A 12,398-nucleotide genomic window follows, 5' to 3' on the forward strand; every position below is an offset into this window, starting at 1 on the left:
ATGGAGACTGCCTTTGTTCTTTCTCTGTATGTGGCAGGAATACTTGTATGGAGTTATAAGAAAGAAAATCTGCCCATTTATTGTATCTATCTTACGACATTTGGATTGTTAGCTATGGAAATAGTCTCACCAACATATTTGATGGAGGATTTCTATAAATCGCAACAAAAAATCACCAGCGTGTCATATCATTTATTTCTGCTTTGTACATTCTTAAATTTATTAACAGCTAAGGAAAATGCAATAGCTAAAATTAGAAAAACATATAAATATTGGGCGTGCATATTTGTAGCAGGTATTTATTTCCTATTCTGGCAAAATATACACGGATTAGAGCAAGGTGGAGGATTCACTTTTTTACTCTTGTTAGTTTCTATAACAGCGATTTATTATTCCACTATACCTAACAAATTGGATTTGAGTAAATATCGTATACATTTTATAATCATTTGCATTATTGAATTATTTTTCATTGTTTATAATTTACTCTTTGGACCCATATATGTGTCGCAGAGAATCGATGTGATAAATGGAAATCCTTTTTTAATTGCAGGTTCTTTTTACCGTTATAACACCTTGGCCTCATTTCTAGCGATGATTGGTGTCATAATTAGCTGTTCCTACTTTAGTGGGAAAATGAATATTAAACTTTATCTTCCAATCATAGCAATCGTATGTTTGTTTGTATTTGCTACTGGAGCGCGAATGCAATTGGTTTGGATGGCTGTTGTGATTGTTCTTTTGACTTTCTCTCATTTTAAGAAGCATAGAATATTATCTTTCATGATTTTAGCTGGTGGCTTAATGTTTTATGTGGCATTGAAAACGATTGATCTTAGAGGGTTTACTACAATGGATGCACAATCAGGATTTGAGAGGCAACTTTATGGAATAGTGAATGCCTTTGATGACAAGAGTACAGAAAAAGGGAATCAGACTCAAGACATAAGTTTATACATCTTGGAAAATTATTTCCATCGCTCGCCTTTAATCGGAAACGGATTGGGATACCGAGAGTATAGCTATCACTATTATATCCCTACTAAAGTAATGATTGCAGATGCGGCAATAGCTTATATACTTGTCGAATATGGTATATTAGGATTCGTTTTTACTTTATTGATTGTTATTACAGCATTTCAGATAATGCGTAAAGGCATGCTTCCAAATGATACGAAAGACATGAATATTTTATTCTTTTCCTTATTCCTTCTAACGATAACCGAAGCAGGGATTTTTGATTTTGTTTTGATGCTATATGTTTGGACTTATATGGCTTGGGTGAAATATTCAGCGAATAATATAACTATAAAAAAGAATCAGATATGATTACTATAACAAAACATTTGCGCAAATTTGCTGCCATATACGGATATGCCATAAGCATGTTCCGATTTTGGCACGTTTCCTATTTTGAGTATAAGCAGTTTCCCAAGTTTAAGTTTACGTCTATAAAACATTTGACTGCTAATCTTTTATATGGTAATTTTTTTGCAATATCTAAATTAAGTGAGTCGGGGTTTAATCCTTTTCTGGACTTTTCTGAGCATGGTATCGTGTTTTCCGAATCATTACAAAACATAGAAACTTTCAATATGGCGAAGATGCGGAATATTTACACTTTTTCGCAGAGAAGGAAAAAGATAATCGAAAATTATCTAAAAAGTAAAGGCATAAAGAAAAATGTCTATGCGGTAGGGCCGTATATCATCGGAGCTAACAATTTCTATAATGACAGAAAACGATTGGAATTGAAAAAGAAATATGGTCGTATTTTGTTATGTTTCCCGGCTCACAGTATATATGAAGTCAAGAACATTTTTGACTATAACGAGTTTATCGCTTCAATAGATAAAGTTAGTATGCATTTCGATAGCATTTTTATCTGTTTACATTTGTTGGACATAGGGGGACCTATTGAAAAGCTGTGCAAACAGAAAGGTTATGTCATTGTATCCAATGGCTGTCCTTATGATTGTCGCTTTTTGTCAAGACAAAAAGATTTGATGCAATTGGCGGATATGACCATGTCCAATAGTTTGGGAACACATATAGGCTATTCAATAGCCCTTGGAACTCCTTTTTATTATGTTCCGCAAGCAATAACAAATATCTCAACCTCCAGCGAAAAACAAAATGAACATGAGAAAATAGAGAAAGTCAAAAAAGATGAATTGAGTCATGTTGTAGAAGAACTGTTTGGGCGTTTCTCATTTGAAATAACAAGTGAACAGATGGATTTTGTAAATACGTATTGGAAATAGACGAAACGGATTGATAATACCTGTGTAAAATCGTAATTATATGGATAATCAAACAATAAATAACACTGCCCTTGTTTCAGTGGTAATGCCAGCCTATAACGCAGAAAGATTTTTGCGTGAAGCAATAGATAGTGTTTTAAACCAAACCTATCCTAATTTTGAACTGATAATAATAAATGATGGCAGTACGGATCATACAGAAGAAATCATTCTTTCTTATTCCGATTCGCGGATTAAGTATGTAAGAAATGAACAGAATCTAAAGCTGATAAAAACCTTGAATAAAGGTGTCGAGTTGGCGCAAGGTAAATACATTGCCCGCATGGACGCAGATGACATCAGTTTACCTGAAAGATTTGAAGAAGAAGTTAGATACCTGGAAGAGCACCCCGATGTAGATATAGTCAGTTGTTTTCCGTATGACATAGATTTGCGAGGGAAAGTATTAACCAAATCAAGCTATTTTAGTGCGACTCAGCCACAATCACTTAAGTTCGTTTCCGTATTCGCTCCACCGATATGCCATCCGGCTTGTATGTGTAAGACTGAAGTCTTGAAAAAATATAAATATAGCGATAAACCAGAGTGTCAACACATTGAAGATTATGAATTGTGGAACAGAATGTTTCACACAGGTATCAGAGGTGCTGTTATACCCAAATTTATGTTTTATTATCGTGCAAATCCGTCAGGGATATGCCATCTTTATAATGATGAACAATTAACAAATCATATAGGTACGTTAAAAAAATCTTTAATCAGGTATGGATGTAAAGATATTGATGACGATGTGGCTATCTGCATTATAAGCAAAATAGAAACAAAAAACATGGCTAATATTGATGCTGCTTTTAGGTTATTGGATTTATTTTGCCAAAAATATTTACAAATGGAAGATGTGGTAAGTAAGTTGGAGCAGAAAGAAATAAATGAATGGGTAAGCCAGCGAAAAATCGCTATACTTATGACATCTGCCATGTATTCAAGTAGAAACATTCGGGCAAGAATATTAATTAAATTATTGCACAATTTGGGGCTTCTGATGAATTTCCATAATCTGATTTATTTAAAAAATAGAATTGTAAGAATAATTCGAGAACGATGATTGAAGACATTCAATTTTGGAATTTTGCCAGGAATTGTGTTATTAGTGTGAATCAGTAGTTGGCTTTCTGATTCGCATAACTTATATGTGATTTATTGTCAAATTTGTAGTAGAAACAATGAAAAAAATACTTGTAGTCGGACAAACTCCACCACCGTATGGTGGACAAGCAGTAATAATACAGGCAATGTTGAATGCTTCTTATCAACATATTAAGATGTATCATGTAAGAATGTGTTTCTCTAAGGACTTTAATGATAGAGGAAATTTTTCTATACGCAAAGTTTTACACTTGCTAAGTATTGTTATCAAAATATGGTTGATACGTTTTAAGTGTGGGCCTAAAATTCTTTATTATCCTCTCAGTAGCGCACCTAAGATTGCATTATTACGTGATACTATCATATTAGGATGCACACGTTTTCTCTTTAAAGATGTCGTTTTTCATTTCCACGCAGCGGGGGTATCGGAAGAACTGCCCAAATATCCAAGGCTCTTGAGAAATATAGTTTATGGAATAATATCCAAACCTACACTCGGAATAACAAGTTCTGAATATAATCCACAAGATGCCAAATATCTTAAAGCTTGTCATTCTATAGTTTTTCCTTTGGGCATACATGATAGTAATCCATATGAATCTCGCAATTTTAATGAAGGTAATAGACCATTAACGGTTATGTTTATGGGGTTGCTAAATGGTACTAAAGGTGAAAGCTATGTACTTGATGCTGTATATAAACTTAATCAGTCAGGAAGAAATGTTCGTTATTTATTAGCGGGAAAGTATGAGAGTGAAAAATACAAGACTAACTTTGAAAGTAAAATAGCAAAATATGGATTAAAAGAAAAGGTTTTATACCAAGGAGTTGTGACAGGCAAGGAAAAAGAAAAGATATTCATGGATTCTGATGTATTTTGTTTTCCAAGTTTTTTTAGTTCTGAATCTTTTGGGATTGTCCTTCTTGAAGCCATGATGTATCAGATGCCAGTTATAGCAACCCGATGGCGTGGAATACAAAGCGTAGTTGATGATGGCATAAATGGTTTTTTGGTGGATATTAAAAATGCAGATCAGATTTCAGTGGCATTAGCTAAACTATATGACGACAGGACCTTATTGCGAGAAATGGGAATGGCAAGCAGAGAATTATTTAAAGAAAAATATATCGAGCAGATATATATTCAAAATATAGAAAATGCATTGTGTAATTTATAATTTTCTGAAATATGAAACTTTCAAAAGACGATTTCATTTTGATAACAGGGGCATCCGGATTTATTGGAACAAACCTCATAGAACTGTTTGAACAAAAAGGATATAAGTTTATAAACTATGATAAAGCTGATGTTACAAAACCAGACCAACACAAATATTGGTACAATGGGAACATCATGGATAAACAACGTTTAGCTGAAGCTTTTGATAAGTTTAAACCAACTATCGTTATTCATTTAGCAGCACGAACTGATACCCTCAGCGATAAATTGGAGGATTACATAGAAAATACAGAAGGTACAAAAAATGTGGTTGACGAAATAAAAAAGCATGATTACATCAAACACGCTTTGTTTGCATCTACACAATACGTGTATAAAGATAAAGTGATTCCATTGGGGTTGAAAGATGACGCTTATGCTCCACATACCGTGTATGGGATAAGCAAAAAAATAGATGAAGAGTATATCAGAAGCAGTAATATGAAATGCAAGTGGACGATATTCCGACCTTGCAATGTGTGGGGACCTTGGCACATGCGCTATCCTAATGAACTTTGGAAATTCATCGCTAAAGGAATGTATGTGCATCCAAGCCATAAACCTGTAATACGTACATACGCATACGTTAAGAACCTCGTAAAGCAGCTTGATGCTATAATGAATGCACCGGATGAACTTGTAGATAAAAAAACATACTATCTGGGCGATATGCCGATTGACAGTTACGTGTGGTTGAATGCATTGTCGCAAGAAATGAGAGGGAAAAACATTATTAGAATACCAAAATGTTTCTTTGGGATTGGTGCTATGATTGGTGATTTCTTACGTCTGTTTGGCATTAAATTTCCTCTCTATTCCATGCGATACCGTAACATGATAGAAGATTTTTATGCTCCGAGCAATGTTACAATTACTTTGTTCGGTGCTTTTGAACAAGATTATAAGAAAAATTGCAAAGAGACAATTGACTGGTTGCGTGGTGAATATGGTAAGAAATTCGCCTATTGGAAAAATTATCCTTACGGCAAGGTATAAAATTAAAAATCCCCCGCTCACATCTCATTTTATAGAAGCAGGGGATTTTAAAAGGAACAACAGATAAACTGTCCAGGTTACCAGTTACTTGGCAGTGGAATCAATTCCTCATCCACATAAAACTCATCAGTTCTCATGTTGCATTTTCTGCACAATGGAACAATGTAGGAATGATTATCTCCTCCGTACACTTTCTTCACATGTGCACCTACCAAATTCGTTCTGCCTATCTTATGGCAATCAGTGGCAGAACATCTCCATGCGGTTTTACCGCTTTTCTTCTCCCAGTACTCCAACCATGTGTCGTAACCAGCTGGAGCGTCATAACGGCTTGTGCCGTTTGCATTTTTAACTTTAATCATTATGAAATACAGGTTCATTAGAGAACCTTCACTTACATACCAAAACCGTTAGTTTTAGGATTTGCCAATGACACGAACATTCCCAAAATCAATTGACGGCATAGCTCTATTGAAATCGATAGGAGACAAAAATGACACAGAAAGGGCAAAAGGCAGTCTTGCTCTGTTTGCTGCCTATTTTGAAGAGAAGATTCGAGCTTATGCGGAGGTTCAAGCCTCGCACTTGGGGCTTAATGAAACAGCCGCCTTACAAGCCATGCAATGTGCTTTTGCAAAAGTATGGAAGTATCCATATTCATTTGACATGAGCAAGTCACATTGCAACGATGAAGATACCGCAATCATTGTATGGTTGAAAAGCATAGTAGCTTCCCAATTATTCGAATATGCAAAGAATGGTTATTGTGTAGATCAAACAGAAGAGGAGGACTTGTCGGTGATAGAAAATGCACAGAGTTTTGTGGAGCACCATATGCCAGACATATCCCCCGATGATAAAATGAAGTTAGTCTTAGCCTTTGACGCAAAACTTTCCGCCCTTGATGAAAAACATAGGATAGTCTATTTGACTTATAAAGCCTATGAGTTGAGGGGAAAGAAGCTGCCTCGAAGGCTATTAGGTAAGTTGAGAAATAGACTCAGCATTTCACAGACAACGATTAGGGTATACAAAAGAGAGGCGTATCTGGCTTTAAACGATAAACCAGAATACTAAAATTATGGCACAACTAACAATTGAAGAACTGAATTTCATGCTTGGAGCAATGGGATACTTGCCTCCAAGAAATGAAGAAGAGCATTTGTTTTTCGAACAGATGCACGAAGGCTATGTGCCTAAAACAAAAGATAGGCACGTGGATATTGAAGCTATAGTCTGTGGCAGATGTGAGATGCGTAAGCCAATAGATGAGGATGAGATGCATTTTGTTGCTGAGGAGTTACCCCCAATATATGCTGATTCGATGTATTCTATGGCTGCAAGGAATTTCAGCAATCTCCCTAAGAGTGTGATAGAAAAAATCAAAAAACAGCACAAGCGTAAGAAGAATAACGATGAATAATGGTATGGGGGCAAATTGGCTTGCAGAACAAATTGCATTGCAATACTCTATTCCCATTCCTTTAGTAGAAATCGTAAGCGAGGAGGAAATAAAGTTAACGTGTGATGACTATGGCAAGGACACCTTTGACGGACTAACCGTGTACGAACGGGAAAATGACTGTTTTTATATTCATCTGAATACAGCTAACGGCAATAGACCGGATAGTACAAAGGGAAGATTTACCTTAGCTCATGAACTGGGACATTATTTTATAGACCATCATCGGATAGCTTTGATAAATGGGGTTATGCAACCTCATTGTCATACTTACAATCCTTTTGGAAGCAACGAAGCTTGGATTATAGAACGGGAAGCGGATGACTTTGCAGCCTCTTTGCTGATGCCTTGGCTTTTGTTAAAACAAGACTTACGGCAGGAGAAATTTAATGGGACTGTGATTCTTAATCTTTCCAAAAAGTACAACGTCAGTTTTTCTGCAATGTCTATCAGATGCTTGAAGTATGATTATATACCTATGATGCTTGTATATGCGGTAGACGGAATGGTAAAATGGCAGCTACATAACAAGGATTTCCCCTTTTGGCAACTGAAACACGGTAAAGCATTGGTTCCTGAAAATTCTGTTATGGGAGAATATTTCAATCATGACGATGATAGTGATTGCTGGAATGATGAGATCGTCTTTGCTGGTGATTGCTTTTATACGTTCAGCCAGGAACAGAACAATTTGAAGTTTTATGAATACTGCATACCTTATAAAAACAAGGCATTCAGTATGTTTTGGCAGAAAGATTAAAAAGTACAAATAACCTTATAATACGATATAGAGTATGCTCTTACTCAAAGATTTAACAATTTTAGAAAGCAAAGCAGCCCTAAGAAATATACCTGAAGGCAAGATATTGATTAACACAATAAATGCGCATTCGTTCAATACGGCACAGAAAGATGAAGTGTTCGCTGAGGCGTTAAAGAATGGTGACTATCTCATTCCTGACGGGGCAAGTATCGTGAAAGCCTGCCGTTGGTTGAAGTGCAAGTCTCAGCCGAAAGAACGGGTAGCCGGTTGGGACTTGTTCGAGTTCGAAATGAACAGGTTGAATGAAAAAGGCGGACGATGTATGTTCATGGGCAGTTCGCCGAAAGTGTTATCACTGATTGTCGAGAAAGCTAAGACGGTTTATCCTAATATGGAAGTCGTAACATATTCTCCGCCATACAAACCAGAGTTTACCGAGGAGGACAATAAGGCAATCATAAAAGCGATAAATGATGCCAACCCAGATTTACTTTGGATAGGCATGACTGCGCCGAAACAGGAGAAGTGGACTTACTCGCATTGGAACGAGCTGAACATCCATTGCCACGTAGGTACAATCGGTGCTGTGTTCGACTTCTTTGCAGGAACATACAAACGTGCCCCTCGATGGTGGCAGGAACATTCGCTGGAATGGCTTTACCGCTTGATAAAAGAACCTAAGCGCATGTGGCGGCGATATGTGATAGGCAATCCATTGTTCTTGCTGAACATCCGTAAGGAGAAATCACACTATTGACGCATGTGCAGTTTCTCCAAAAGAATATAAATCCAAAATCGTATAGAATCAATCAGTTTTTTCATACTGCAAAAGTAGAGATTATAACTGAACAGATGAAAATTTTATAAACATAAAAATACAGAAATGATGAGAAAAGTAGCTTTAATCACAGGCATTACGGGACAGGATGGTTCCTACCTAGCCGAATTTTTATTAGATAAAGGATACGATGTACACGGCACCATCCGCCGTTCATCGGTAGACTATCGTGAGCGCATCGCACACTTGGAAGGTCTTCCGCATTTTCACCTGCATTATGCAGACCTTGGTGACTCCATGAGCCTGATTCAGGTGATGAACAAGGTGCGTCCTACCGAAGTATATAATCTTGCGGCGCAAAGCCACGTGCAGGTCAGCTTTGACTCACCGGAGTTTACCTGCGATGTGGACGCCACGGGCGTGCTCCGCATCTTGGAAGCCATCCGTCAGTGCGGTCTTGCCGACACCTGCCGCATGTACCAGGCTTCTACCTCAGAATTGTATGGCAAGGTGGAGGAGGTTCCGCAGAACGAGAACACGCCTTTCCATCCATACAGTCCGTATGCCGTGGCTAAACAGTACGGTTACTGGATTGTAAAGGAATACCGCGAGGCCTACAATATGTTCTGTTGTTCAGGCATCCTCTTCAATCATGAAAGCGAGCGGCGTGGAGAAACTTTCGTTACACGTAAGATTACACTTGCCGCCGCACGCATCAAGCAGGGCAAGCAGGAAAAGCTGTATTTAGGCAACCTTTCCTCGCTCCGTGACTGGGGCTACGCCAAAGACTATGTGGAATGTATGTGGCTTATCCTGCAAAATGACAAGCCTGAAGATTTTGTTATTGCTACAGGTAAGCAGCACAGCGTGCGCGAGTTCTGTTACGAGGCATTCAAGCACGTTGGCATCGAACTTGAGTTCCAAGGTGAGGGCATTGACGAGAAAGGTATCGACAAAGCGACAGGCAAGGTGCTGGTAGAGGTATCGCCCGACTTCTTCCGCCCGACGGACGTGGTGAACTTGTGGGGAGACCCGACCAAAGCGAAGGCTGAATTGGGCTGGAACCCGGAAAAGACTACATTTAAAGAATTGGTAAAACTCATGGTAGATGCCGACATGGCAAAGGTGGCTGCCGAGGATGCCGGACAGAAGGTACGCACCAACTTGGCTGAATATCTGGAGAAAGGAATCGTAAAATAGGAAAAGGATATGTTAGACAAATCATCGAAAATATATGTGGCGGGGCATCACGGACTGGTGGGTTCTGCCATCTGGAACAATCTTCTGCAGAGAGGATACACGAACTTGGTGGGCAAGAGCCATAAAGAACTGGACTTGCTGGACGGTGTGGCAGTAAAGTGTTTCTTCGATGAGGAACAGCCTGACGCCGTGGTATTGGCAGCGGCACATGTCGGCGGCATCATGGCAAACCTGCAATACCGTGCGGACTTCATCTACCAGAACCTGCAGATACAGCAAAACATCATCGGCGAGAGCTTCCGCCACCATGTAAAGAAGCTGCTGTTCTTGGGAAGCACCTGCATCTATCCGCGTGAGGCTCCCCAGCCGATGAAAGAAGAAGTGTTGCTCACTTCTCCGTTGGAATACACCAACGAGCCGTATGCTATCGCTAAGATAGCCGGACTGAAGATGTGCGAGAGCTTCAACCTGCAATACGGTACGAACTACATTGCCGTAATGCCTACCAACCTGTATGGGCCGAATGACAACTTCCACTTGGAGAACAGCCACGTGCTTCCGGCAATGATCCGCAAGGTCTATCTTGCCAAATGCCTGAACGAAGGAAACTGGGAAGCTGTGCGCAAGGACATTAACCTGCGTCCGGTAGAAGGCGTGAACGGCAGGAATACTGATGAAGAGATATTGGAGAAGTTGGCGAAGTTCGGCATCACACCCGAAGCTGTCATATTATGGGGAACAGGCAAGCCCCTGCGTGAGTTCCTGTGGAGTGAAGAAATGGCAGATGCCAGTGTACATGTATTGTTGAACGTAGACTTCAAAGACACCTATAAAGAGGGTGATAAGGAAATCCGCAACTGTCACATCAACGTAGGTACAGGAAAAGAACTGAGCATAAAAGAGCTTGCCGAAAAGATTGTGAAAGAAATCGGTTTCAAGGGAGAACTGCGCTGGGATGCCACAAAACCGGACGGAACGATGCGCAAGCTGACCGACGTAACGAAGCTTCACAACTTGGGCTGGCATCATAAAGTGGAGATAGACGAAGGCATCCACCGCCTGTATGAATGGTACCTGAAAGGGATTTGCATCAATCACCAATAAGCGTCCAAAACTGACGTATTGCCCGTTCAGATAGATGTGCCTACCTTCGCACTGTAAACATTAAAATTATAGTGATATGTACAGCAGCGAAGATTTCAAAAGGCTTTTCATCCGATACAAGGATGAGAAATGGCACAAAACCAAAAGGATCGGTTCTGTAAAATGAAAGCTTTAAAAACTTCTCCACACTCAAATTTGTGAATCTCCCCAAGTATTCCTATCTTTGTAAACAGACAAGTCTGTGAGATTTGTAAATCTTATGTTTTTTTAGTTCTTAAGCTGGAATCGAAGAAACGAGGGCTTGCCTGCATCTTTAACTAAAAATTGTCCTTATGCAAAAGAATTCTTATATACGGTTTGATTGGGCCATCAAAAGGCTGTTGAGAGACAAGGCTAATTTCAGCGTGCTGGAAGGATTGCTGACTGTGCTTTTGTGTGAAGAAATTCGTATAAAAGAGATTATAAAAGATGAGAAAGCCTATTGCGTATGGGACGATGCTCAAACAGACCGGATAGATATTAAGGCCAAAGACAAGAAAGGGGATGATATCGTGATTCGCATTCAGAACATGCGTAAGCTTTATTATCTGGAACGCATACGGTTTGGTACACCTGCTTTTGCGAAGCATATTTATCAAGAGGTAAATAAAGTATATTTAGTCAGTATCCTTTATTTCGATTTAGGGAAGGGTAATGATTATCTGTATCACGGGCAGAACCGTTTTATCGGCGTACATACGAATGATGAACTGCTAATTACAGCAAAAGAGGAAGGTGCTATAATCCAGAAGCTTCCCCAAGAGGTTTTCCCTGAATATTATTTAATCCGGGTGAATGAATTTAACCAAGTGGCAAAAACGCCTTTGGAAGAGTGGGTGAAATATCTTAAAACAGGTATTATTGATCCGGATACAACAGCGCCCGGCTTACCTGAAGCGCGGGAAAAGCTTCGTTATTATGATATGTCGCCAGAAGAACGGCATGAATATGACGAACATGTCAATGCCATCATGATTCAAAATGACGTGCTGAATACAGCAAAATTGGAAGGTCATGCAGAAGGACGTGCAGAAGGACGTGCAGAAGGTAAATTAGAAGATGCCAGAAACCTGAAACAACTGGGAGTGTCGATTGATATTATAGCCCAAGCTACCGGACTTAGCCGGGAAGAAATTGGTAAGCTGTAAGCATATGGAACTGAAATATATGCCGCATTTCGTAAACCCGTTTACAGATATCGGCTTTAAGATTATCTTCGGGCAACCTGCCAGCAAGGAACTGCTCATTACCTTGCTGAACGAGCTGCTTGCGGGGGAGCATCACATTGAAGACCTGACGTTTATCGATAAGGAAGACTATTCGGACAACGTAAACGACAGGGGAATCATCTTTGACCTGTATTGCCTGACTTCGAGTGGGGAATACATCATCGTGGAGATGCAGAACCGGTGGCACAGCAATTTCCT

The 12,398-nt window shown here is 39.2% G+C and carries 14 protein-coding genes; 13 read left to right on the top strand and 1 reads right to left on the bottom strand.

The genetic code is table 11. The annotated features are described in order from the left end of the window. From B5F78_RS08810 to B5F78_RS08830, 5 genes are all read left to right on the top strand, one after another. Complete coding sequence (locus tag B5F78_RS08810) at positions 1-1,329, top strand: O-antigen ligase family protein (RefSeq protein ID WP_087406521.1); 1,329 nt, start codon at positions 1-3, stop codon at positions 1,327-1,329. Next, complete coding sequence (locus B5F78_RS08815) at positions 1,326-2,264, top strand: hypothetical protein (protein ID WP_087406522.1); 939 nt, start codon at positions 1,326-1,328, stop codon at positions 2,262-2,264. Before B5F78_RS08810 ends, B5F78_RS08815 begins: the two co-directional genes overlap by 4 nt. Positions 2,265-2,304: 40 nt before the next feature. Next, positions 2,305-3,369: a glycosyltransferase family 2 protein gene (locus tag B5F78_RS08820; RefSeq protein WP_087406523.1), complete on the top strand. Its 1,065-nt coding sequence runs from the start codon at positions 2,305-2,307 to the stop codon at positions 3,367-3,369. A 118-nt stretch (positions 3,370-3,487) separates the two neighbouring features. Next, the gene (locus B5F78_RS08825) at positions 3,488-4,588 is read left to right on the top strand and encodes a glycosyltransferase family 4 protein (RefSeq protein WP_087406524.1); all 1,101 of its coding nucleotides are present in this window, start codon (positions 3,488-3,490) and stop codon (positions 4,586-4,588) included. Positions 4,589-4,599: 11 nt separating this feature from the next. Then, entirely contained in the window at positions 4,600-5,625 is a 1,026-nt protein-coding gene (locus B5F78_RS08830) for an NAD-dependent epimerase/dehydratase family protein (protein WP_087406525.1), read from the top strand. A gap of 77 nt (positions 5,626-5,702) precedes the next feature. Here the strand turns inward: B5F78_RS08830 and B5F78_RS08835 are convergent, their stop codons facing one another. Beyond that, complete coding sequence (locus B5F78_RS08835; RefSeq protein WP_140400094.1) at positions 5,703-5,987, bottom strand: hypothetical protein; 285 nt, start codon at positions 5,985-5,987, stop codon at positions 5,703-5,705. 67 nt (positions 5,988-6,054) lie between these two features. Here B5F78_RS08835 and B5F78_RS08840 point away from each other — a divergent pair, with 67 nt between their 5' ends. From B5F78_RS08840 to B5F78_RS08875, 8 genes are all read left to right on the top strand, one after another. Next, on the top strand, positions 6,055-6,702 hold the full coding sequence (locus B5F78_RS08840; RefSeq protein ID WP_087406527.1) for a hypothetical protein: 648 nt from the start codon (positions 6,055-6,057) through the stop codon (positions 6,700-6,702). A 4-nt stretch (positions 6,703-6,706) separates the two neighbouring features. Beyond that, positions 6,707-7,048 carry a hypothetical protein gene (locus B5F78_RS08845; RefSeq protein WP_087406528.1) on the top strand — a complete coding sequence of 114 codons (342 nt, stop codon included), beginning with the start codon at positions 6,707-6,709 and terminating at the stop codon, positions 7,046-7,048. Further along, entirely contained in the window at positions 7,041-7,847 is an 807-nt protein-coding gene (locus B5F78_RS08850) for an ImmA/IrrE family metallo-endopeptidase (RefSeq protein WP_087406529.1), read from the top strand. The genes B5F78_RS08845 and B5F78_RS08850 overlap by 8 nt, the downstream gene beginning before the upstream one ends. 34 nt (positions 7,848-7,881) lie before the next feature. Continuing rightward, positions 7,882-8,607: a WecB/TagA/CpsF family glycosyltransferase gene (locus B5F78_RS08855; RefSeq protein WP_087406530.1), complete on the top strand. Its 726-nt coding sequence runs from the start codon at positions 7,882-7,884 to the stop codon at positions 8,605-8,607. 126 nt (positions 8,608-8,733) lie between these two features. After that, positions 8,734-9,828 (top strand): GDP-mannose 4,6-dehydratase, encoded by a 1,095-nt coding sequence (gene gmd / locus B5F78_RS08860; protein WP_087406531.1) that lies wholly within the window; start codon positions 8,734-8,736, stop codon positions 9,826-9,828. 9 nt (positions 9,829-9,837) lie between these two features. Then, a complete protein-coding gene (locus B5F78_RS08865; protein WP_087406532.1) occupies positions 9,838-10,932 on the top strand; it encodes a GDP-L-fucose synthase family protein in 1,095 nt (364 codons plus the stop codon). A gap of 332 nt (positions 10,933-11,264) precedes the next feature. Beyond that, positions 11,265-12,119: a PD-(D/E)XK nuclease family transposase gene (locus B5F78_RS08870; RefSeq protein ID WP_022039245.1), complete on the top strand. Its 855-nt coding sequence runs from the start codon at positions 11,265-11,267 to the stop codon at positions 12,117-12,119. Positions 12,120-12,138: 19 nt separating this feature from the next. Next, positions 12,139-12,398 (top strand): PD-(D/E)XK nuclease family transposase (locus tag B5F78_RS08875; RefSeq protein WP_204502633.1); only part of this gene is annotated, 260 nt, incomplete at its 3' end.

Origin of the sequence: Bacteroides sp. An279 (assembly GCF_002159615.1) — a bacterium.
Classification (GTDB): domain Bacteria; phylum Bacteroidota; class Bacteroidia; order Bacteroidales; family Bacteroidaceae; genus Phocaeicola; species Phocaeicola intestinalis.

What these genes read in the sequence shown, in the direction of transcription:
- B5F78_RS08840 (WP_087406527.1), top strand. Translation starts at nt 6,055, where the DNA reads ATGACACGAACATTCCCAAAATCAATTGACGGCATAGCTCTATTGAAA.
- B5F78_RS08850 (WP_087406529.1), top strand. Translation starts at nt 7,041, where the DNA reads ATGAATAATGGTATGGGGGCAAATTGGCTTGCAGAACAAATTGCATTG.
- B5F78_RS08845 (WP_087406528.1), top strand. Translation starts at nt 6,707, where the DNA reads ATGGCACAACTAACAATTGAAGAACTGAATTTCATGCTTGGAGCAATG.
- gmd (WP_087406531.1), top strand. Translation starts at nt 8,734, where the DNA reads ATGATGAGAAAAGTAGCTTTAATCACAGGCATTACGGGACAGGATGGT.
- B5F78_RS08830 (WP_087406525.1), top strand. Translation starts at nt 4,600, where the DNA reads ATGAAACTTTCAAAAGACGATTTCATTTTGATAACAGGGGCATCCGGA.
- B5F78_RS08815 (WP_087406522.1), top strand. Translation starts at nt 1,326, where the DNA reads ATGATTACTATAACAAAACATTTGCGCAAATTTGCTGCCATATACGGA.
- B5F78_RS08835 (WP_140400094.1), bottom strand. Translation starts at nt 5,987, where the DNA reads ATGATTAAAGTTAAAAATGCAAACGGCACAAGCCGTTATGACGCTCCA.
- B5F78_RS08820 (WP_087406523.1), top strand. Translation starts at nt 2,305, where the DNA reads ATGGATAATCAAACAATAAATAACACTGCCCTTGTTTCAGTGGTAATG.
- B5F78_RS08865 (WP_087406532.1), top strand. Translation starts at nt 9,838, where the DNA reads ATGTTAGACAAATCATCGAAAATATATGTGGCGGGGCATCACGGACTG.
- B5F78_RS08825 (WP_087406524.1), top strand. Translation starts at nt 3,488, where the DNA reads ATGAAAAAAATACTTGTAGTCGGACAAACTCCACCACCGTATGGTGGA.
- B5F78_RS08855 (WP_087406530.1), top strand. Translation starts at nt 7,882, where the DNA reads ATGCTCTTACTCAAAGATTTAACAATTTTAGAAAGCAAAGCAGCCCTA.
- B5F78_RS08810 (WP_087406521.1), top strand. Translation starts at nt 1, where the DNA reads ATGGAGACTGCCTTTGTTCTTTCTCTGTATGTGGCAGGAATACTTGTA.
- B5F78_RS08870 (WP_022039245.1), top strand. Translation starts at nt 11,265, where the DNA reads ATGCAAAAGAATTCTTATATACGGTTTGATTGGGCCATCAAAAGGCTG.